The 23,437-nt window shown below is 50.4% G+C and carries 13 protein-coding genes; 10 read left to right on the top strand and 3 right to left on the bottom strand.

Annotated features, from left to right (window positions below):
- Nucleotides 1-72 precede the first annotated feature (72 nt).
- Entirely contained in the window at nt 73-1,233 is a 1,161-nt protein-coding gene (locus CWI70_RS05550; RefSeq protein ID WP_126771277.1) for a DcaP family trimeric outer membrane transporter, read from the bottom strand.
- Nucleotides 1,234-1,503: 270 nt separating this feature from the next.
- Between CWI70_RS05550 and acs the strand changes: the two genes are divergently transcribed.
- The 4 genes from acs to CWI70_RS05530 all read left to right on the top strand — a co-directional run bounded on the left by acs (nt 1,504) and on the right by CWI70_RS05530 (nt 9,100).
- Nucleotides 1,504-3,447, top strand: a complete 1,944-nt coding sequence (gene acs, locus CWI70_RS05545; RefSeq protein ID WP_126771275.1) for an acetate--CoA ligase — start codon at nt 1,504-1,506, stop codon at nt 3,445-3,447.
- 215 nt (nt 3,448-3,662) lie between these two features.
- Nucleotides 3,663-4,310: a response regulator transcription factor gene (locus CWI70_RS05540; RefSeq protein WP_126771273.1), complete on the top strand. Its 648-nt coding sequence runs from the start codon at nt 3,663-3,665 to the stop codon at nt 4,308-4,310.
- A 120-nt stretch (nt 4,311-4,430) separates the two neighbouring features.
- A complete protein-coding gene (locus CWI70_RS05535; RefSeq protein WP_198677653.1) occupies nt 4,431-8,672 on the top strand; it encodes a S8 family serine peptidase in 4,242 nt (1,413 codons plus the stop codon).
- On the top strand, nt 8,669-9,100 hold the full coding sequence (locus CWI70_RS05530) for a hypothetical protein (RefSeq protein ID WP_126771269.1): 432 nt from the start codon (nt 8,669-8,671) through the stop codon (nt 9,098-9,100). Before CWI70_RS05535 ends, CWI70_RS05530 begins: the two co-directional genes overlap by 4 nt.
- Here the strand turns inward: CWI70_RS05530 and CWI70_RS05525 are convergent.
- Nucleotides 9,089-12,577, bottom strand: a complete 3,489-nt coding sequence (locus tag CWI70_RS05525; RefSeq protein WP_126771267.1) for a hybrid sensor histidine kinase/response regulator — start codon at nt 12,575-12,577, stop codon at nt 9,089-9,091. The genes CWI70_RS05530 and CWI70_RS05525 overlap by 12 nt on opposite strands.
- Before the next feature lie 527 nt (nt 12,578-13,104).
- Here CWI70_RS05525 and CWI70_RS05520 point away from each other — a divergent pair.
- From CWI70_RS05520 to CWI70_RS05495, 6 genes are all read left to right on the top strand, one after another.
- Entirely contained in the window at nt 13,105-16,056 is a 2,952-nt protein-coding gene (locus CWI70_RS05520; protein ID WP_126771265.1) for a TonB-dependent receptor domain-containing protein, read from the top strand.
- A 104-nt stretch (nt 16,057-16,160) separates the two neighbouring features.
- Nucleotides 16,161-18,125: a S9 family peptidase gene (locus tag CWI70_RS05515; RefSeq protein WP_126771264.1), complete on the top strand. Its 1,965-nt coding sequence runs from the start codon at nt 16,161-16,163 to the stop codon at nt 18,123-18,125.
- Between the two features lie 155 nt (nt 18,126-18,280).
- A complete protein-coding gene (locus CWI70_RS05510; RefSeq protein ID WP_126771262.1) occupies nt 18,281-18,547 on the top strand; it encodes a DUF4212 domain-containing protein in 267 nt (88 codons plus the stop codon).
- Between the two features lie 11 nt (nt 18,548-18,558).
- Nucleotides 18,559-20,274 carry a sodium:solute symporter family protein gene (locus tag CWI70_RS05505; protein ID WP_126771260.1) on the top strand — a complete coding sequence of 572 codons (1,716 nt, stop codon included), beginning with the start codon at nt 18,559-18,561 and terminating at the stop codon, nt 20,272-20,274.
- 140 nt (nt 20,275-20,414) lie between these two features.
- Complete coding sequence (locus CWI70_RS05500; RefSeq protein WP_126771258.1) at nt 20,415-22,271, top strand: DUF294 nucleotidyltransferase-like domain-containing protein; 1,857 nt, start codon at nt 20,415-20,417, stop codon at nt 22,269-22,271.
- Nucleotides 22,271-22,900 carry a 3'-5' exonuclease gene (locus tag CWI70_RS05495; RefSeq protein ID WP_126771256.1) on the top strand — a complete coding sequence of 210 codons (630 nt, stop codon included), beginning with the start codon at nt 22,271-22,273 and terminating at the stop codon, nt 22,898-22,900. The genes CWI70_RS05500 and CWI70_RS05495 overlap by 1 nt, the downstream gene beginning before the upstream one ends.
- Nucleotides 22,901-23,072: 172 nt before the next feature.
- Here the strand turns inward: CWI70_RS05495 and CWI70_RS05490 are convergent, their stop codons facing one another.
- Nucleotides 23,073-23,423, bottom strand: coding sequence for a LytR/AlgR family response regulator transcription factor (locus CWI70_RS05490; protein ID WP_126771254.1), 351 nt, complete (start codon nt 23,421-23,423; stop codon nt 23,073-23,075).
- Between the last annotated feature and the right edge of the window lie 14 nt (nt 23,424-23,437).

Genomic DNA, 23,437 nt, shown 5'->3' with positions numbered 1-23,437 from the left:
ACGGGGGCCTCGAATTCCACGGACATGGTCAAACGTCAGATTGAACCCGTGGTAGAACCACGGGCTACCGTTTTAAAAGCTGTACATGGCCATGAATTGCAAGCGCGTCATGTCGCCATCGACACCCGCTTCGGTTTCACGAGTAGCGCGCGAGACTTCAGCCCCAAAGGTCAGGTTTTTAGCTGGGGAGTACATGTAATTGGCGCCGATACGTTGGGTGTATTCAGTGCCGTTCACGCCGGTCAAAGCCGTATCATTGTCGGCCCAGCCTCGGCTGTAAACAAAGTTGGAACGCGCTTTCTCACTCCATACGTGTCGGTACGCAAAGGTAATACCCGAAGAATCAATCGTTTCGAGGTCACCATTGGCATCAACTACGGCAGCGTTGAAGGTATTTAAACCTAAATAGCGACCAAATCCTGATCCGGTTTGAAACGAGGCTCGGATGTCGTTTTTCCCAAGCTGCCATTTTGCACCTACCGAGATACCGTAGCCTGATGCAGTTTCGTCGCTACCGTCGCCATCAACGTCATGGGCAAGCTGGCGCACTAAGCCGGCAATGCTGTATGACAAATCACCGGCTTTACCGACATACTTAGCAGTCAGATCAGGCATTACCCCATCACTCGACGTAATGCGTCCACCGCCACCAAATGGTGTGACTGTGGTTTCGGGGTTTTCGGCCGAGACGCTAAATCCGCCTTGGGTGTAGCGAATTTGCGGTTGACGGGCAAAGATAATACCGTCGGTCGCACCAATGAAATCAACTGATTCAGGTAAGATACTGAGATTCTGAAAGTTTGACCAAGCTTGTCCCACCAACCAATTGCCGTAGGTGAAATAGGCTTGGCGCAATCGCGGTGCATAGGAGTTGGTGATACGTTCGTCACCGACGGGTACCGTCATAAAATCGAGTTCGATACGGGCTTTTACGGTTTCACCGTTGTCCAACTCTTGGCTAACATCGAAGAAGAAACGGGATTGCCGTGCATGCACGTCGGTGACGACGTCGTCTCCATTACCGCCCACAGGTGTGGTGCTGGGGATGTAGAATTGTCGACCAATAAAGCCACTAGATGGTGCGGTGCCATCTTGATAATCTGACATAAAGGCATCAAGTTTAATGTAGCCGCTGAAACTCCACTCAGGGTCAGCAGCATGGGCCGGTGTCATGGCGATTCCGCCCAGTACGGCACTGGCAATCAGCGATTTTGTTAATGTTTTTGGCAGCATTGCGATGCTCCTTGTTGTTTGCAGTTGCGCAGAAAAGCATCGAATGGTTGGGGCAAATAATCAATCTAGACTATGGTCTAATGGTCGAACGCGGCCCAATAACTGAAGGTATAGCAAAACAAAAATGCGTTATTCGTTGTTCGTAACCCGTGGTTCCACCACGGGTCACACCGGAAGGTTTGACCATGTACGTTAAATGAGATGGCCCCGTGGTAGAACCACGGGCTACCTAGACAGCGAACAATGCAGTTACAGGCTTTAGGAGGTTTTATGCAGCAGAACATATACAAAGTGCCGGCCGAAGCGAAGAACCGAGCACACATTGATAACGATCGTTACCTTCAGATGTATCAACAAAGTGTTGAAGAACCTGAAGGCTTTTGGCGTGAGCAAGGGCAGCGTATCGATTGGTTTAGCCCTTACAGCAAGGTCAAAAATACCAGCTTTGCGCCGGGCGATATCACCATAAAATGGTTTGAAGACGGCACTTTGAATGCTTGCTATAACTGCGTCGATCGGCACTTAGCTGAACGTGGTGACAAAACGGCGATCATTTGGGAAGGCGATGACCCGTCGGTTAGTGAAGAAATTAGTTACAAGCAGCTGCATGCGGAAGTGTCTCGTTTTGCCAATGGCCTTAAAAAGTTGGGTGTCGAGAAAGGTGATCGCGTTGCAATATATATGCCGATGGTACCGGAAGCTGCTTACGCAATGTTGGCTTGTGCGCGGATTGGCGCCGTACATACGGTTATTTTCGGTGGCTTTTCACCGAATGCGATTGCTGACCGTGTGAATGACTGTGGCGTGAAGGTTGTCATTACTGCCGATGAAGGTCGCCGTGGTGGTAAAACCACCCCTTTGAAAGCAAACGTTGATGAAGCGCTGAAAGATAACCGGTGTCCAACCGTTGAACATGTCGTGGTTGCCAAAGTCACCCATGGCGATGTGGGTTTCGACGACAGTCGCGACGTATGGTGGGATCAGTTGGTGAAAGATGTGGCCACTGAATGCCAGCCAGAAGTAATGAATGCCGAAGATCCACTATTTATTTTGTACACCTCTGGCTCGACGGGTAAGCCGAAGGGGGTCTTGCACACGACCGGTGGTTACATGGTGTGGGCGTCGATGACGCACGAATATGTATTTGATTACCATGAAGACGACGTTTATTGGTGTGCAGCAGATGTAGGCTGGATCACTGGGCATACGTACATCGTTTATGGGCCGTTGGCGAATGGTGCAACGACGCTGGTGTTTGAAGGATTACCAACCTATCCAGGCGTCGGCCGTATTGGTGAGGTTGTCGACAAACACAGTGTAAATATTCTCTACACCGCGCCAACCGCGATTCGCGCACTGATGGCGAAAGGCACTGCTGCCGCGGATACAAGCTCGCGTGAATCGCTGCGCACGCTAGGTTCCGTCGGGGAACCGATTAATCCAGAAGCGTGGGAGTGGTACCACAAAGTCATGGGTGACAGTCGTTGTCCGATTGTCGATACGTGGTGGCAAACCGAAACTGGTGGGATCATGATTACGCCGTTGCCAGGCGCAACCGATTTGAAACCTGGCTCTGCGACGCGCCCATTCTTTGGGGTTCAGCCCGCATTAGTTGATGCTGACGGTAATGAGCTAGAGGGCGCAGTTGATGGTAATTTGGTGATTAAAGATTCTTGGCCGGGGCAGTCTCGCACGTTATGGGGTGATCACGAGCGCTTTGAACAGACTTACTTCTCTGCGTACAAGAACCTGTATTTTTCTGGTGACGGCGCGCGTCGCGACGAAGACGGTTATTATTGGATTACCGGTCGCGTGGACGACGTCTTGAACGTTTCGGGTCACCGCTTGGGTACGGCAGAAATAGAAAGTGTGCTGGTCGAACATCCGGCGATTTCTGAGGCTGCCGTAGTGGGGTATCCGCATGACCTGAAAGGGCAGGGTATCTATGTGTACTTGATCGCGATGTCGGGCACAGAAGTCAGCGATGATTTGACCAAAGAAGTACGGGACTGGGTGCGTAAAGAGCTGAGTCCGATTGCGACGCCAGACTTTATTCACTGGGCACCGGACTTGCCGAAAACGCGCTCGGGTAAAATCATGCGTCGGATCCTGCGCAAGATTGCCGCCAATGAGTTCGAAAACCTTGGCGATACTTCTACGCTCGCCGATCCAAGTGTGGTAGATTCCCTGATTGATAATCGTTTGAATAAATAACGGTAGCCCGCAGTTCTACTGCGGGGTAACTTGATTTGAATCGCTATCGTTGATGTAGAGTCGTAGCCCGCAGTTCTACTGCGGGGTAACTTGATTTGAATCGCTACCGTTGATGTGGAGTCGTAGCCCGCAGTTCTACTGCGGGGTAACTTGAATTAAATCACTATCTTCGATGTGGGAGATTTGGCCCGTGGTAGAACTACGGGCTACATACCATGGCTAAATTTTTAATTGCTGATGATCACCCGTTATTTCGCGAGGCGTTGCAAGGCGCGCTCGCGAATCATTATGGCAATCTGGAATTGCGTGAGGCGGGCGATCTTGACGCAACTTTAGCCGCACTCAACGATGACGACGACCTTGATTTGTTGCTGCTCGATTTGCACATGCCGGGTAGTGGCGATCTCTACGGTTTGATTCGTATTCGTGAAGACTTTCCTTTACTACCCGTTGCAGTGATTTCTGGTTCGGAAGAGGCCAGCGTGGTCGCCAAGTGTATCGGCTTTGGTGCTTTAGGCTTCATTCCTAAGTCATTACCGTCGGCACAAATTGCCGAGGCAATTGATGCCATTTTACAAGGTGATACTTGGGTTCCTGCTGAGGTTCGTGGTCGCCTTGATCGTATTAGCGATGAAGATCAAGAATTGGCGCGCAAAGTCGCTGATCTCACACCGCAGCAATATCGGGTGCTTTATCTATTGCACGAAGGTTTACTGAACAAACAAATTGCCTACCAACTCAATATTACCGAAGCCACGGTAAAAGCGCATATTACGGCGATTTTCCGTAAGCTCGGTGTCTACAGCCGCACGCAGGCGGTCTTGCTGGCTGAACGTTTACAACTTGAAGCGCCAGTGAGCTAGGCGCCTCACGCTATTGTAAATTCCTGTAACATTCTTTACACAAATCCCGTACCTGATCGAATTTTTTCGTGATAACTTAGTCCTAATAATAATGATCACATTGATGTAGGAAGGATGACCATGAGTACTAACGGCTTCATTTTGCGGCCTTCGGCGGCAGCGTTGGCAGTTTTGTCGTCGCTTACGGTGACTGGTGTGGCTGCGCAACAAGTCCAGCAAACACCAGTGCAGACACCACAACTTATTCAACAACATCAGCCCGAAAAGGGCGATGAGTTGGCGCGCAAAATGGTACGCAGTTATGATGTGACGCGCTTTATTGTCGAGCTGCACGATCCAGCCGCAGCAGTGTATAAAGGTGGTTTAGCGGGCTTCGAACCGACCAGTCCAGTAGCCACAGGAACAGCAAAGTTGCAGCTCGCATCGGCCCCTGTGCAGACTTACCAAGCGCATTTGCTGAGCAAGCAAAACGAGGTTTTACGCAACCTCAAAGCCCGCGTTGGTAATCTTGAAGCCAAGCATCATTTAACACTAACCTTTAATGGTTTGGTGGTTGAACTTCCAGGGAAAGTTGCAGATGCCGCGGCCATGCGCGCGCAATTAGCGCAAGTTCCTGGGGTGAAGCGGGTTTATGAAGATGAACGTTTTTACGCCACGACAGCGACCTCAATGGATCTCATTAATGCTCCGGCGGTGTGGAGTCAGCTTGGTGGGCAAGCTGACGCGGGCCGTGGCGTAAAGATTGCTATTATTGATGGCGGTATCGACCAAGACCATCCTTCCTTTGCTGATAATGGTCATCCGCCGGTGGCACGCCCTACCAAGGACGATTATTGCACCACTACGCCAACGTTCTGTAATGACAAAATCATTGTTGCCCGTTGGTATGAGCCAACTGGCGAGATTCATCCTGATGAAGTCGAATCCCCCGCGGATTACAACGGTCATGGTACGCATGTGGCTGGTACAGCAGCGGCAAATCCGACGACGGTGACCTTGAATGGTGCCAGTGTGAATATTACCGGTGTTGCCCCAGGCGCTCACTTGATGGTGTACAAGGCGCTGTTTAGCGACCCAGAAGGACAAGGCTCAGGTAGTACCTCGATGCTGTTGCCAGCGTTGGAAGATGCGGTGGCCGATGGCGCCGATATCATCAATAACTCATGGGGTAGTGGCCCTGGTGGAGATCCAGCAGATAGCCCATACAGCGCGGCATTTACCGCAGCTAAAGAAGCGGGGGTGTTAACCGTAACAGCAGCGGGTAACGATGGTCCAGGCGAGCGCACCGTTGGTTGCCCAGCCTGTATTGAAGATGGCTTGAGTGTTGCGAGTAGTCAACATGGTGGAGCGATTAGCCTTACCGTGGATGCTGGTCCATTTAGTGGCCTCGATGCGATTATTGGTGTTGGTAACTTTACGATTACCGATCCGATTAGTGGTTCGTTAGCACTTGCCGGCAATGCCGGTGATAGCTTGGCGTGTTCAAGTTTTGCCAGCGGCGAGTTTGCGCAGCAAATCGTTTTGGTTCAGCGCGGCTCATGTAACTTCAGTGTCAAAGCTGACAATGTACAAGCGGCTGGTGCGGTGGCGATGATCGTCTACAACAACGAACCAGGTACCGTGACCATGAATATGGGTGAAGCCACGTTACCATCGGTATCGATTACGCAAGATGCCGGCGTGGCTATCGTACAAGAATGGCAAAGTGGCGATACGGCAACGATTAACGCACCGGCTCTGCGGATCGATGAGAATTTGGTTGATGCCATGTCAAGCTTTAGTAGCCGTGGGCCGAATGGCGACTCAACGTTCTTGAAGCCTGACCTCGCGGCGCCAGGAAGTTCAATTATTGCGCCAGTACCCGATAATACCTACGGTTTGAAGTCAGGCACGTCGATGGCTTCACCGCATGTTGCGGGTGCCGCCGCCTTACTGCTTGAACAACGTCCTGACTTGACTCCAGAACAATTGAAATCATTGCTGATGACCTCAACGGAAAGTGGTTTACGCAGTCATGATTTGGTCTCTGAGACAACGCCATTTGACCGTGGTACGGGTCGTCTAAATGTGGCAAATGCAGCCGCAACCAATGTCGTGGTTGATCAACCGTCACTCGCGAACAACGGCTGTGCGATTGGTTGTACGTTCGACCGTACGTTCACCAATATTGGTAATGCCGCTGTCAGCTTTAATGCATCAGTTATCTTTGCGAATCCGGACGTTACGGCGACTTTGTCGGAAAGTTTAATTGCACTCGACAGTGGTGAGTCGCTGAGCATGGCGATCGAAGTTGATTCACGCTATGCCGAGGAAGGCTGGCATTTCGGCGAGTTGTTACTAAGTAGCTCAGACAATCATCCAGATATGCGCTTACCGATTGCCATTTATGCTCGCTCTTCTGATAACGAAGCTATTGTGAGCGTCGCGCATACCGCTGGCACCGTTGCTGTAGGTGAGCCTATAAGCGTTAACGCTCGCGGGGCACTGGGCACTAGCTCAAGTGAAGTCGAGTTGACGGTGCAGTTGCCCGCAGGTGCGAGTGCAGACGAAGCATCTATTGATGTTACAAGTGTCCGCTCGACGACTACCAGTTCGGGGCTTGAGGGCGATACCATTGTGTGGCGTGGTCAACAAACCGACCAAGCTGACGTAGCTGAGGTGAACAACGCCAATAATGAGTTCTTTGCTGGGGCAACCATTGAAGAGCTGAGTGGTTCGGTGCCCAACAATGTTTGTGCAGATGGTTGTGATGACACTCTTTTTACCTTTGATATCAGTTCTAACGGGGGCCTGTATCTCGATGGTGTGCGCTATGACTCGGTGGTCATTTCAACCAACGGCATCATTGGTGCTGGCGATAATACCAGTGGCTTTGGGAGCACTGCTACAAATCGTGCGATTCCAGATGTTGACCAACCGAATGCATTTTGGGCGCCGTTCTGGACTGATCTCGAGATGGGCCCAGAGGCCGGTGGTGGCCAAATAAATTACGCGGTATTAACCGATACGAATGACGTAAGTTATTTGGCTATTGAATTTGAGAGCGTCCGTAAATACGACGACGTCGGTGGTGATCGCTACAGCTTTGCGTTTTGGGCCGAGTTGGGTACGGACAATGTTTACTTCAACTACATTGATATTCCGGTAGCGGCGCCTGACGATCTGACGATTGGTGCCGAGACGGCAGCAGATGCTCTTGGTGTGGTTGGTGTGCAGCACTACTTTGAAGGTTCAGGGCAGTATCCGAGTGCCGGTGATGTACTACAACCGCGGTTACTAAGAGGCGAACGTGCCGCAGTCGAAATTGCTTTTGACATGCAGGTGGACACCATCGCTGATGCGCCTGATCGCGCTGTGTCGACCGCATGGGAGCGACCTACGGCGATCGACTTAAGTGAAACCTTTGCGGCGCCAGGCCGTGAACTGCTGACCTTAGTGACGGTTGCCAACGCGGCGCAGAGCTATAACGCGGTATTACCGCAAGAAATTAGCGCCACGGGTGCGGTGACTGCAGAAGTGGTTGCGGCGCCGAGCAATGGTACCGTAACCGTGCTCAGCAATAATAACCTTGAGTATACGCCTAATGCAGGTTTCGTTGGCGATGATAGTTTCACCTATCGCGGCGTGGATGAAGCGGGTCAAGAAACTACCCTTGGTACGGTAAGCGTGCAGGTTGTGAATACCGCACCAAGCATCTTGATTACGGAAGTTGATAGCGCACAAGCAACCGCTGCGACGGTTGTGCTGGATGCCAGTGCCTCGACCGACGCTGAGGGGGATGTGCTTAGCTTCAACTGGGAGCAAACCGACGGTCCAGTGGTTGAGTTAATTGACGCAGACAGTGCCCAAGCGAGCTTTGTGGTACCGGAATTGGAAACAGCCGCCAGCGTTACCTTCGGTTTAACGGTATCGGATGGCTTGAGTAGTAGCGAGGCCTCTATCACTGTAGATTTGCGTGGCGCAAATCAGGCACCAACAGCCTTTGCTCGCGCAACACCATCTGACGTAGAAAGTAGTGGTAGCGTCGTGCTAAGTGCTACGGAAAGCACCGACCCAGACGGGGATACCTTAACTTATACGTGGCGTCAAACCTCGGGGATTAATGTCACGTTATCGGCCTCAGAAGGTGAAGAGGTAAGCTTTACTGCGCCGATCGTTAGCAGTATCTCAACTCTCGGCTTTGAGTTAACCGCTAGTGATGGTGAGTTTGAGGACACCGCTACGGTGAATGTTGTTGTTTCACCGTCGTCAGGAAATATCCCAGATCCAGATACTGAGAGCTCAGGGAGCTTCTCGTGGTGGCTCGCATTAGCTGCTTCTGGGTTGGCGTTCGTGCGCCGTCGTAAGGGAGTCGAAGTATGAACACGGTATGGCAAACCTTTGGCGTGATGGGGCTATCGCTGCTCGTGATGGGGTGCCAGCCACCCCAACAAGAGACGGTGGCGGAACCAGAAATTGCGCTGCAAGATCAACAGCAGATGCAAAATCAGATCACTGAGATGGACCAACAGATCCGCTCAATGGTAGGAATGGCGTACGCCGAAGACGCCAAACAATGTCGTTTAGCAGAGGTCGGCCACCGTCCTTGTGGTGGCCCCGACTACTACTTGGGTTACTCGACGTCGACGGTGGATGCAGAGGTTTTAACGAAGCTCATTAATGAGCATCGTGAGTTACAGCAAGCTTATCAACAAGAGTTTGGCATCATGGGCACCTGTGAAGTGCTCCCTCGCCCAGTGGTTACCTTGCAAGGTGGTCGCTGTGTTGCGGTGCATGCATCAGACCGCTAGTTTTTGTAAGTGCCGCAGCAGGGCTTTGAGTTGCGCAGGCTTGACCGGCTTGGCGATAAAAAGTAACTGCTGTTGGCGTGCCTGTTGACGCACGTGGTCGTCACGCATCGCAGTGACCAGTGCGCCGGTTAATGTCTCGCCCCAAAACTCGCGCAGCGCCTGCACCAGTGTGAGTCCATCATGTTCATCATCGCCAAGTTGGTAGTCTAACAAGACACCATCGGGTGCGCTGTGCGTGCTCGCATACTGCAAAGCAGTTGTGCTACTGGTAAAGGTTTCGACCGTGCAGCCCCATTTTTCCAGCAAGGCGCGCAAGGCACTGAGGTTTTCGGGGTCATCGTCGACGCACACCAAGGTCAGATGATCGCTTGGAGTGCCGTGTTCTTGCTCAGCCTGCGGCTGATAAACCTGTGCTTCGGCACCTTTCGGCACGGTCACCATAAAACAACTTCCACGTCCTTCAACACTGCTAAGTTTAAGTTCACAGTGCAGTTGCTCACTCATACGTTTGGCAACGCTAAGCCCGAGGCCCACGCCTTCAACGCGAGTGTTCTGGCCGCGGTAAAAGGCATCAAAGATTCGATGGCGCTGTTGACTGGTAATTCCGGGCCCGGTATCCCACACCGCCATTTGTAGGTGCTCGCCCCGTTGCCGCACACTTAGCAACACTTTGCCATGATCGCGGTTGTACTTGATGGCATTGGAAAGAAAGTTTTGGATAATCCGCCGTAGGTACGTTGGGTCCGTGTAGATAACAGCATCGCGCCAATGGCTGCGCAGCTCAATTCCGCGTTGCTGCGCAAGCACGGTATATTCATGGATCAGCGGTTGCAACACCGAGCTCAGTTGTACATGCCGAAAACTCGGTTGTAGTGCGCCTTGGTCCATTTTCGCAATTTGCAATAAGGTACTAAGTAGGTGTTCTGTCGAGGCCAATGCGGTATCGAGCTTGCTGCTCAGTTGTTGGTTGTGGGAACTCAGGTTGCTCTCGTCCATTGCCGATAAATACAACCGTGCGGCATTAAGGGGCTGCAGAATGTCATGACTCGCCAGCGCCAAAAAGCGGGTTTTGGATGCATTCGCCTCTTCGGCTTCCTGTTTGGCTTGTTTGAGCTCCACCTCGACTTTGCGACGACGTTCAATCTCTTCGGTGAGCTCATTATTGATCTCACGAATTTTACGTTGCCGAGTATTCATGCGTTGCTCAAGGTCAATATTGGCCTCTTCGAGGGCTTGGGCCGTCTCAACGTGCTCGGTAATGTCGGTAAAACTGGTGACGAAGCCACCATTGGGCAGCGGGTTGCCGACCATTTCAATGACTCGGCCATCGCCACGCCGACGAATAAAACGGTGTGGTGAGCCCATTTGCATGTAGTTCAAACGCTTACTGACCAGCTCATCAATTTCACCGGGTCCACACTCACCGCGTTCGGCGTTATAGCGAATAAGTGTTGCTATAGGCTGTCCCGGTTTGACCATGCCTTCGGGGTAGTCAAAGAGATCAAGGTAACGTTTATTCCACGCCACTAAGCGCAACTCGGCATCGACCACGCTAATGCCTTGCGCTAAGTTTTCGAGTGAACTGAATAAAATGGACTGCTGGGTTTGCAGGGCCTGTGTCGTGTCGTCGAAGAAGTGCACGACTTCTTCAAGGTGGAGTCGGCGGTCACGTAGGGCTGCTTCAATCAACGAGCGCGCGGTTGCTGCCCCGAGCACTCCGGTGAGCGCGCGTTCAACGTAGTCGATGAATTCGCGGCGGGCGACATCCTCTTTATTACTGTCATCGATGAATGCTTGTTGGGCATCATTGAAATACGCAAGCAATTGGCGCGTACGTTCTTCGCCGACAAAGGTTTTTAGTAGCAGTAACATGTCACCATTGGTGGCTTGGTGATGCCGGCCTATGGTGTGTTCTTGCACCGCGTTACGCGGCATCACGAAAGCGGTTGCTTGGATGCGATCGACCAGGCGTGGTTGGGCAACATAGGAAAACACCACGTACGCGGCGGTGTTGAGTAACAAGCTGATGACCGTACCTTGGGTGATGATGCTGGTATCGTTGATCTCGTGTGGCAGGTACATAGGCAAGGCGACACTGAATAACCACGCCATCAGACCGACACCAAGACCAATATAAACACCGCGCGCATGCCCGCGTCGCCAATAGAGGCCGCCAAGGATAGCGGGCAGCAATTGTAAAACGACGGAAAAGGCTAACAGACCTATGCTGACGAGGCCTGTGTTAGCCGCCCACAGGTAATAGCATAAATAGGAGAGTAATAGGATCACGCCAATGGCAATCCGACGAATCAGCAGTAGTCGCCCTTGAAAAGATTGCACTTCTGAGGTCTTGCGGCTTTCTGGAGTGGCAAACGGGAAGCGTTGGCCGCGCTGTAGAATTAGCGGCATGATGACGTCATTGGTGACCATCGTGCTGAGCGTTACTGAGGCAATAATCACCATTGCGGTGGCAGCCGAAAAACCACCAATAAAGATAAAAACTGCGAGCCAAGTCTGATCGTGCAGCAAGGGTAACTGCAAAGCGTAGGTTGAGCCGTCAACGCCGTTACCCAAAAACAAATTACCGCTTAACGCGATGGGCACTATGGCTGCGGCAATGAGTGCAAGATAGAGCGGAAAGCCCCATCGCGCGGTACGCAGATGGTCGACGTTGACGTTATCCACAACGGTAACGTGGAATTGCCGCGGCAGACACAATATAACCCCAGCTGCCATCAGTGTTTGCACGATAAAATCAAACTCACCGACGGCTTGCCATGACCATTCTGGGCGCTCGGGGCGACTGATTTGCTCCCACATACTGACAGGCGAGACGTCGGCAAAGAGCGACCAAGCGAACCAAGCCGCTGCAAGTAGCGCAACCAATTTAACCGCTGACTCAAAAGCAATCGCGAGGATCATCCCATTGCGATACTCGGTGACTTCAATGTGGCGCGTGCCGAACAGCATGGCGAAAACTGCCATAAGCGCGGCAGCAGCCAGCTCATTGATGGAGAATTCTGTAAGCGCTGTGGTGTTTTCGGTAAGCACCAAAAACGTCATTCCCACCGCTTTGAGTTGCAAGGCGATATACGGAATGGTCGCTAACGCAGCAATTAAGGTGACGAATAGGGCAAGGCGTTGGCGCTTGCCGTAGCGACTGGCAATAAAGTCCGCAATCGAGGTGATGTTCTGTTGTTTACTGACCGATACTAGCTTTTCGATGAGCGGGAGACCAATCAGAAATAGTAAAAACGGGCCTAACAAAATTGGTAGGTAAGCCCAGCCAAAACTGGCAGCGTTACCTACCGCACCGTAATACGTCCACGAAGTACAGTAAATGGCCAATGACATACTATAAACCGACGGACGATAACTCAGTCGATTTGCCCATGTACCCGGTTTATCGCCGTAGTGGGCGACGCCGAATAGTGTTGCGATATAGGCAAGTGCGGCGAAAATTAGGACTAGGGTCATTGTGGCTTCCAAAAGCGTGGATTCGAACTTATCGAAGTTAGCTTGAGGAGTGACCTGGGGTCAAGCTCGACTTTGGTGGAGCGTCTGAAGAAAATGTCTTGGTTGAAAAATATACAACTTAAAGGGTTTGAACTGGTGTTAGCTACCGATTTTGTTACGAAATGTTAATAAAGCTTTGCTCGATAACTATTTTCTCTTCGTATTTACACCGATCCTTTAATAGCGACGCATAAAAATTTAATGCTTTTTAACGCATTTATCCGACATTCTGTCTCTAGTTAATAGCTCTATACTTAGTGGTCTAGTAGTGGTCTAGTTTGTTAAATCTACGCTATTGGTAAGCAACAAAAAAAGTACAATCGAACGATACAACTATGTTAATTTTTGTTGTCATTGCTCGCTTTCTATGGTTCACTTCTGTTCACAAGTCTAGTTTTGAACAGGCATAGACTTGGCTAAAGCAACCTTAAGGTTCTGCCTAATAATAAGCTCGTAAAGAGTTAATCAATAATCCCAGGGAGAGACAAATGATTGAGAAGTCATATTTGTCGAGCTCGATCCGTACCATTATGATGGCCGGATTCGGCTCTGTGCTTTTGGCGGGTGCCCCCGTCTATGCGCAAGATCAAGGCTCTGAAGAAGAGCAAGACGAAGCACAACAAGAAGAACCTGCTGAGAAAATTTTAGTCACAGGTTCTCGTATTCGTACTGACGGTTTAGATAACCCAACCCCAGTTGAAATCATTACCGCTGAACTAGCTGAAGAGCAAGGCTTGAACACTCTTGGCGAATTGCTACGTACGTCGACAGTCGCTGCGGGCTCGGATCAGCTCATTTCTGCTTACTCTGTAGGTTTTGTGACTAACGGTGGTAGCGGTGCTGAATCAATTTCAATGCGTGGTCTAGGTGCAAACCGTACCTTAGTTCTGTTGAATGGCCGTCGTGCCGGACCAGCAGGTACCCGTGGTGCAGTTTCTGCATTCGACATGAACGCCTTGCCGATCAGTGTGGTTGAGCGTGTTGAAATCCTGAAAGACGGTGCATCTTCACTTTACGGTTCTGACGCGGTAGCTGGTGTTATTAACATTATCACCAAGCGTGGCGAAGGTGGTGAAGTCAATATCTCTGGTACGCAACCGTTTGAAAAAGGCGGCGAGCGTTTTCGTGTGAATGCGACTTACGGTGAAGCATTTGACCGTGGCTCATGGCGTGTAGTGGCCGACCACAACGTCAACACTGGTCTACAACGCAAAGACCGTGACTATTTTGATTGTTCACAACGTTACCTGTTCGATTACGATACTGGTCAGCGTTATGATCCAATCGATCCTGAAACCGGTGATTACCACTGTAGTGAGAGTGGTTTCGGTTTATGGCATGCCAGCATCGCGCCAGGCGTGGCAAGCGGCCGTATTCAGTACGACTATAACGACTTTGGTTACACACATGTTTCTGAAACCAACCCAGGCGTAGACTCAGCACCAGATGGCTGGTATTGGGCTGGTTACGATCGCGAAACGGACGCCTTGATGGATGGTGGCGGTCACCCAGGCCGCTTAAACGCAACCATGATCCCGCGTACCACAGTATCGTCGGTTTACTTCCAAACTGATTATGACTTAACTGACTCGATGTCAATGTACGGCGAGCTCTTGCATAGCCGTCGTGTGACTAAGTCGGAAAGTGTTCGTCAGTTCTGGACTGCGGACATCGGTGGTTATGTTCCAGTCAACTCTGTAGAGGGTTGGTCAGGTAACGGTACGAGCTATGTTATGCCGGTACATTACAATGCCAAGCATTACGGTAATAAAACGACTGTTGATTACAGCCGTGCGGTTATCGGTCTAGAAGGTGCGATTGGCTTTTGGAACTGGGACGTTTCGTATCAACGTTCACATAACAGCGGTGAGTACGAGCAAGATATCATCTTCCGTGACTCAATGTTGATGGCTCAGTACCAATTGCTTGGCGTACCTTGTGAAGGCCAAGTGACCGAGTTCTCAAACAAAGAATGTGTGACTTACGACTGGTTTGATCCAAGCAACATCTACGGTAACCCAAGCCAAGAAGCAGCTGACTTCTTGTTCGGTATCGACACTGGTAACACTATGTACCGCCAAGACACGTTGGATGCTTACATCACAGGTGACTTGTTTAACCTTCCTGAAGGTCCGGTTGGTGCGGCAATGGGTGTTTACTGGCAGCGTGACGAAATCGACGATACGCCAGGGATTCATACCCGTAACGGTAATTCTTGGGGCTTAACAGGTGCAGGTATTACCGCTGGTTCAGCCTTTACTCGTGCGGTTTATGCCGAGTTCCAACTGCCGTTGTTACGTGACTTACCAATGATTGAAGCGCTAGATTTAACCGCTTCAGGTCGTTGGACTGATGTTAACGTGTACGGTAGCGATACCACTTACAAAGCCAGCATGAACTGGAGTATTGGTCACGGCTTCCGTGTACGCGCTTCACGCGGCACATCATTCCGTGCGCCAGCTTTGTATGAGCTGTATCTTGAAAACCAAACAGGCTTCATCGGGCAAACCGCGGATCCATGTTTGAACTGGGTTGAGTCAACTAACCCGCGTATTCGTGAGAACTGTGCGGCAGATGGCATTCCAGAAAGTTACACTGATGCGATTGGTAGCGGTGGTTCAATGACCTCAATCACTGGTGGTGGTGCAGGTCAGTTGGCAGCAGAAACTTCAGTTTCAGAAGGCATTGGTTTGGTTTATACCAGCCCAGAAGGCACTTTTGCAGCGTCTGTTGACTACTATGACGTCGTCATCAACGACCAAATCTCAAGTGTTGCCGGTTCTGCGGTATTGAGTCAATGTTACACTTCTGAAGATTTTGCCAATGAACCATTCTGCGATCAGTTTGACCGTCGTGACGGCTCTGAAGATGGCGACTGGAGTATCATCGAAGTACGTGGCGGTTACTTGAATACTGCTGAGCAGATCGTTCGTGGTATCGACTTTGTTGTGACTTACCAAGACTCATTCGAGTTTGGTGATTTACGCGTGAAGTGGGATCATACCAACCAGATCCAACGTTCATTCCAGCGCTTCTCTACTGACGAGCCAAGCCAGTACATTGGCCGCATCGGTAACCCACGTCACATTGGTAGCATCAACACTACCTTGAGCCGTGACGATTGGAGCTACAACTGGAACATCACGTACTACGACAAGACTGACGAGTATGACTATTACGGCTTTGATGACACTACGTATCGTGGCAATAAAGTACGTTTCGTCGCTGAAACACCAGTTTACGTGCTGCATTCATTGTCTGCGAATACGCAGTTGTCGAACAGTATGGAAGTGACTTTCGGTATTGCTAACTTGTTTGACAAGCAGCCGCCGTTAGTCAGTCCAGCAGCATCTTATACAGTGGGTAACGTACCATTGTTTGCTTCACAGTTGGATTACTTAGGCCGTCGCGCATTCTTTAACCTTACTTACAGCTTCTAAGTTAAGCTGCGGTCACCGAGAATGTTGTGAACTGATAAAAGCCCCACCTCGGTGGGGCTTTTTTGTCGAATAGATTTTTTGTCGAATAAATCGTAGAGGGCAACATGAAACGATTCATTTTACTGGGGTTGATTGCTCTAACCTCAAGCAGTGTTGCGCAGAGCTTCGAAATTAACGATGAGCTGCTGGAGCTATACGCTCGTCCGTCACAATATTTAGATGTAAAAATTTCCCCAGGTGGGGATTACTTGGCCGCTACGTCGCGAACCGAAAAGGGTACTGTGCAGTTAACTGTTATCGCCATCGATGACAATGAAATCTTGCGTATTACTCAAGGCCGCGAGGGTGAGTCCGTCGCATCATTTAATTGGGCAAATGATGAACGGCTTATTTTTTCTATGGCGCGTGAAGTAGGACCGTTGGAAATGCCCGCAGCTACTGGCGAAATTTTCGCCATGGATGCCGATGGCTCGAATCAAATTATTCTGACTGGGCCGCGTTCCAAAAGTGGTGAATACGTGTTCGCGCAAGTGGTTGATTATTTGCCGCAAGAACCTGATGCGGTGATGATTTATCAACGTAGTTTTACCTCACAAGAACCCTACCTTGATTTGTATACCATAAAAATCGATTCTGGACGTAAGCGCTCTGAAGGACGTATCCCATTGCGCGCTTATCGTAATACCAATGTGTCGGTAATCCTTGATAGTGACGGGGTATCGCGCATGGTTGTGGGTGTTGATCCTGAAGAAGATAACAAAACCGTTATTTTAGGGCGTGATGGCGCAAATCAAGAATGGTATGAAGTGACGAGCTATGCTTCGGACGAAGGAGGTTTTGTTCCGTTGCGGATGCTGCCAAATAGCGATCAAGTGGTCGGCCTGAGCAACAGCAAAACCGATACCCGTTCATTGAGTGTGATGGATTTGAGTGAGCGTCAGGAGACCGTGCTGGCGACGCACCCGAACGTTGACCTGTTACCCATTATGAGCATCAAGGATGGTCGCGCCAACGAGCTCATTGGTGCGGCATTTGAATATGCGACGATTGATAGTTTCTTTTTTGCGGACGTTGAAGACGCTGACTATTCACGATTGTTACAAAGCTTAATGGCTACCTTTCCTGAACAAGCAGTAGGTATTACCTCGGCCACACGCGATAACAGTAAATTGATTGTGAGTGTTAGCTCAGCCAACAAATCGCCGTCGTTCTATATGTTTGATCGGAGCGCGGGCAAGTTGGTTCCTGTTGCGGAGTCACGACCTTGGTTAGCGAAGCACAAATTCCCGAAGACAGAAGCTATTATTTACGAGAGCCGAGACGGACGAGAGATTCAGGCCATTTTAACGCTTCCTAAAGATCAAGAAGCCGAAAACTTGCCGTTGATTTTATTGCCGCACGGTGGCCCCCATGGCGTTAAAGACAGTCTAATGGGGATAGATAGCGACGCGAAAGTATTTGCTGAGCATGGTTACGCAGTCTTACAACCGAATTTTCGCGGCTCTGGTGGCTTTGGCCGAGAGTTTCTTGAGGCCGGTTATAAGAACTGGGGCACAACCATGATTGACGATATGACGGACGGGGTGGATTACCTGATTGACCAAGGTATGGTCGACCCTGATCGCGTGTGCGTCTACGGTGCTTCTTATGGGGGCTATGCGGCGCTGCAAAGCGGCGTTCGTGAACCGGATAAGTACCAATGTATTGTCGGTTTTGTGGGTGTTTATGACCTTGATTTAATGTTTGAAGAGGGCGACATTCCGCAAGCGTTGGCGGGTCGTAATTACTTAAACCGTGTCTTGCCAGCTGAAGCGGAAGAACGCAAAGCTCAGTCACCACTGCATAATGTCGAAAAGCTCAAGGCTCCGGTGTTTATCATTCAAGGTGGGGCCGATCGACGTGTTCCTGAAACCCATGCATTTCGTTTACGTGATGCTTTGAAAGAACGGAATCACCCTTACGAGTGGTTATATAAAGAGGATGAAGGGCATGGTTTCTTTTTGCCCGAGAACAATATTGAACGTTGGCAGAAGATGTTGGCCTTCTTTGCCAAACATCTTGGTGAATAGGCGAGATTCCAAAGAAAACACCGCTTCGGCGGTGTTTTTTTATAGCTATGAAGTGGCCTTCGACCAATGTCGTATTTCTCGCTAGGCAATTGCCGACTAGATTGCTAAATGCACAAAGCAACAATAAAAAATAACAGAACAACCTGGAGGGCGTTATGGCTTTCAAAAGCGAAGAACTCGCTAAAGCCTACTGGCGCGAGAATATCGGACTGGTACTTAAGCTGTTGGCAGTCTGGTTTCTAGTGTCTTATGGATTTGGCATCATCTTGGTGGACTGGCTCAATCAGTTTACCTTTTTCGGCTTTAAGTTGGGCTTTTGGTTTGCCCAACAAGGCTCCATTATCACGTTTGTTGTGTTGATCTTCATTTATGTGAAACGCATGGCGGCGCTTGATAATAAATACGAAGTTCACGAAGACTAAGGGGCCGCGACATGGATATTCAAACTCTCACGTTTATTATCGTTGGCGCGACTTTCGCCCTCTATATTGCCATTGCAATTTGGTCGCGTGCAGGTTCTACCAATGACTTCTATGTTGCCAGTGGTGGTGTTCATCCGGTGATGAATGGTATGGCAACTGCGGCTGACTGGATGTCTGCGGCATCGTTTATTTCGATGGCAGGGATTATCTCGTTTGCTGGGTACGACGGTAGTGTGTACCTGATGGGGTGGACCGGTGGTTACGTGTTGTTGGCACTGTGCCTAGCACCTTACCTACGTAAATTCGGTAAGTTTACGGTGCCCGACTTTATCGGTGACCGTTACTACTCGCAAACCGCACGTACCATTGCTGTTATTTGCGCAATTTTGATTTCGTTCACTTACATTGCCGGGCAAATGCGCGGTGTGGGTGTGGTGTTTTCGCGCTTCTTAGAAGTTGAAATCGCCACTGGTGTCTTCATCGGCGCAGTCATCGTGTTCTTCTATACCGTACTTGGCGGCATGAAGGGGATCACCTATACCCAAGTCGCGCAGTATTGCGTGTTAGCGTTTGCGTACTTGGTTCCAGCGATTTTCATCTCGATTTACATGACGGGTCACATTTTGCCGCAAACCGGCTTTGGTGCGACCATTGCTGAAGGTGTGGCAGGCGAGGGTAATTACTTGCTGGCGCGCTTGGATGGCTTGTCTGAAGAGTTGGGCTTAGCTGCCTACACAGAAGGCGTACGGAACAAGATTGACGTGTTTGCCATTACCTGTGCCTTGATGGTTGGTACTGCTGGCTTGCCGCACGTTATTGTACGCTTCTTCACCGTACCGAAAGTACGCGATGCACGTCGTTCAGCGGGTTGGGCGTTAGTGTTTATTTCGGTGGTTTATTTGACTGCGCCTTCGATTGCGGCGTTCGCCAAAGTGAATCTGATTAACACTGTGAATGGCCCAGAATTGACGGGTGTCGAGTATTCTGATGCTCCTGAGTGGATTAAGAACTGGGAAAAAACCGGCTTAATCTCTTGGGAAGACGAGAACGGCGACGGCAAGATGTTCTACTCGGGTGACGAGCGCAATGAAATGACCGTCGACCGCGACATTATGGTCCTTGCAAATCCGGAGATTGCTGACTTGCCAGCTTGGGTAGTGGCGCTTGTAGCGGCCGGTGGTGTCGCTGCTGCATTGTCAACTTCCGCGGGCTTGCTGTTGGTTATTTCGACATCCGTTTCGCACGATCTATTGAAGCGCACCTTGGCCCCCGATATCACGGATCGCCAAGAGCTCATGTGGGCGCGGATTGCGGCCGCTGTAGCTGTCGCTTTGTCGACGTGGTTTGGTATTAATCCGCCAGGCTTCGTGGCGCAGGTGGTGGCCTTTGCCTTCGGCTTAGCCGCGGCAAGCTTCTTCCCTGCGATCATCATGGGTATTTTCTACAAGCGTATGAATAGCACAGGTGCTATCGCTGGTATGGTTGTTGGTATTGTCTTCACCTTGGCGTACATTATTTACTTCAAGTTTGTGAATCCAGCAGCGAACGTCGAGGCGAACTGGCTGTTCGGTATTTCACCAGAGGGTATTGGTACTCTAGGTATGTTGATTAACTTCATCGTTGCCTACGTGGTCCATAAGCTCACCGGTGATGCACCGCAAGACACCCAAGACTTGGTTGAGTCGATTCGTTATCCGAAAGGAGCGGGCGGCGCGTCAAGTCACTAAATGCATAGCCCGGCTGCCGCCGGGCTTTTTTTTGTGTAAATGGGTAGCCCGTGGTTCTACCACGGGTCTAACCTGACGTTTTGATCATGTTGGTTGAATTCGAAATACCCCGTGGTTGAACCACGGGTTACGGGGGGTATATGCAGCCAGATTTTGCGGAGTTGAATCGTTTTTTGCTCGATTGCCCGCCGTTTGACCAACTCAGTCAAGAACAACGGCAATGGGCAGCGGGGCAAATTAAAGCCGCTTACCTAAACGAACATAATGTCGATGAGCTATTTCGGGCACACAGTCCGGCGCTTTACATTGTGCGTTCAGGCGGTTTTGATTTGCTTACGCCTGATGGTGCATTGATTGAGCGCCTGGAATCCCACGACCTCTTCGGTTTTCCTTCATTGCTCACGGGGCGCGGGGTCGTCAATAAACTTGAAGTGATTGAAGACGGTATCGTTTATATCTTGAGTGCTGATGTTTTCGATCAGTTACGCCAACATTCACGCGCCTTTGAACATTACTTTATTCGAGCGCACGAACAACGCTTACTTTCTCAGCAAGGACAGCGAGCGGCCCCTGCTAATGCATATGGAGATTCGTTGCAGCGATTGGTGAGTGAGGTAGTAACGCGGACGCCGATTGGGCTGGCAAGTACGGCGACGATCCAAGAAGCTGCGCAGTGTATGCGCGATGAGAAGATTTCATCGGTACTCGTGGTGGATGATGAGCGGCTGGTAGGAATTTTAACGGATCGTGACTTGCGCAATCGGGTGGTGGCGCAGGGACTTGATTATGGCATTCACGTGAATGCGGTGATGACGCAAGCGCCAGCGACTATTCGTGGGCAGCAAACGTTACTGGACGCATTAACGTTGATGACACAGGAAAATATTCATCACCTTCCGGTGCTTGATGAGCAGGATCGGCCGATGGGTATGTTGACCAATACGGATTTGATGCGGCAGCAAAAAAGTGAACCGGTGATGCTCATCAGTGCGCTAAACAAGGCACAGAGCCGCCAGGCTTTGGTCGATGAAGCGCAGCATATTCCCGATTATATGCATAGTTTCGCGTTGCGAATGAATGACGCGGCGGCGGTGGGCCGCTTGTTAGCGAGTTTGACGGATACCATGACGCGCAAGCTTATTGATTTTTACGAGCGTGAGCATGGTGTGGCCCCTGCGGCTTATGTTTGGTTAGCGTTTGGCTCGCAGGGGCGCGAGGACCAGACGCTTAGCTCTGACCAAGATAATGGGTTACTACTTGCTAACGATTTGAACGAACAGCAGCTCGCATGGTTTGCCGGTTTAGGAGACTACGTTTGTGAAGGTCTTGCCGACTGCGGGGTGCCCAAATGCCCAGGTAATATTATGGCATCCAATCCGGATTGCCGACGTACGCGGGCAGGTTGGCTGGAGCGTTTCACCTCATGGACGGAGTCACCCACACCGAAGGCGCTCATGTATTGCCAAATTTTCTTCGATAGTCGCAATGTGCAAGGTAATAAGCGTTTGTACCAGGCCTACCGAGAAGATGTTGCGCGACTTGGTCAGTCCGAGTTTTTCTTGGGTAACTTAGCGCGACTGCAGGCCAACGTGCAGGTTCCTTTGGGTTTGTTCAATCGGTTTCGAGGCACTGAATCTGGTAAAGACAGTGATTTGGTCGATATCAAACGCCATGGTCTCGCCCTGATCAATGACATTGTGCGACTCTACAGTTTGCATGCTGGGTTGACCGAGCCTCGTACTCTTGCACGACTGCACTTATTGGAAGCCAGCAAACTCCTTAACCGCAAAGACAATCAGGCGTTGGCCGAAGCTTGGCAATTTCTTACGCAACTGCGATTGCAGCACCAGTTAGCAGTATGGGGAACTGAGCAACCGAAGAATGCGCTTGATCCCGATGACCTTAGCACCTTGTCACGGCGACAGCTTAAGTCAGCGTTTCGTATCTTAAAAGATTGCCAGCAAGGCGTCAGTTTGAAGTTTGGGCGTACTGGGTGATGAGCATTTGGCTAGGCTTACGACGTTATTGGCAACGTCACCGACAGCTCAACCAGAGCTGGCGCGCGCATCGCTACATCGCTCTTGATTTGGAAACCAGTGGTTTAGATCCGAAAACGGATCAGGTTTTAGCGATGGGCTGGGTTACCATAAGGCCCCCTGTTATCGATCACCGTAGTGCGCACTATTTTGTGACCCAAGTGAATCCAGAACTTAAGCAGTCACCGGTGGTACATGGCATGGTGCAACGGGATTTCGAAGCTGCTGAGGCGCCTCAGATGGCATTGGCGCAACTTGCTCGCGAGCTACAAGGCGCGGTGTTGATTTGTCATCATGTGCAATTTGATTGGCAGTTCTTGCAACGTTTTGCCAAGCAATATCAAGTAAAGTTACAGCCGCTGGCGAAGTTTGACACTTTGACGTTTGAGGCGCAGCGTTTGCACCAGCAACAACATCACATCGCCCGAGGTTCACTCACCTTAAAGGCTTGTCGTCAGCGTTTTCATTTACCTGATTATGCCGCGCACCATGCGTTTTCTGATGCCGTTGCTTGCGGTGAACTCTTTCTGGCGCAAGCTTATCAGTACGCAGGAAGTGACGACGCACCGTTGAAAGAGTTGTTGAAATAAAAAACCGCTCCCCAACAGTGGAGAGCGGCCAAAACGGAAGGATGGTTTTAAACAGTCATCGCGATCCAGGGAGAGTGGATAACTGCATCAACCGCCTTCAAGGTTACTGCAATGTGCGCTGTGCAAACTTAATTTGTTACGAACGGAGCAATTGCCTTCATCAATACGGCAGTTAACTGACCGCATCTAAGCCTAAACTTTGAAACAGATCGCGGCGATAGGCGTTACCAATGCGAATTTCTTGCCCGTTCTTGAGTTCGACCAACGAATAACGGCCAAGTTCACTGGTGATTTCGTGCAAATGTTCAATATTTACAATTGCTGAACGATGCACCCGCACAAACAGCTCGGGATCCAGTCGTTCTTCTAATGAAGATAAAGTTTCGCGGTGCAGAACCATACCATCAGGTAGGTGAATTTCTACGTAGTTGGCTGCGCCTTTGATCCAAACAATGTCATCAACGGCAATAAAACGAATCCGGCCAATGGACTTCACAGGGATGTAATTTATTGGAGTTGTCATAGCTTACCTCGTTT

This window comes from Pseudidiomarina homiensis, from assembly GCF_003987225.1.
GTDB lineage: Bacteria > Pseudomonadota > Gammaproteobacteria > Enterobacterales > Alteromonadaceae > Pseudidiomarina > Pseudidiomarina homiensis.
Note: the sequence above shows the minus strand (reverse complement) of the source record. Positions and strands in the feature narration are given on the sequence as shown.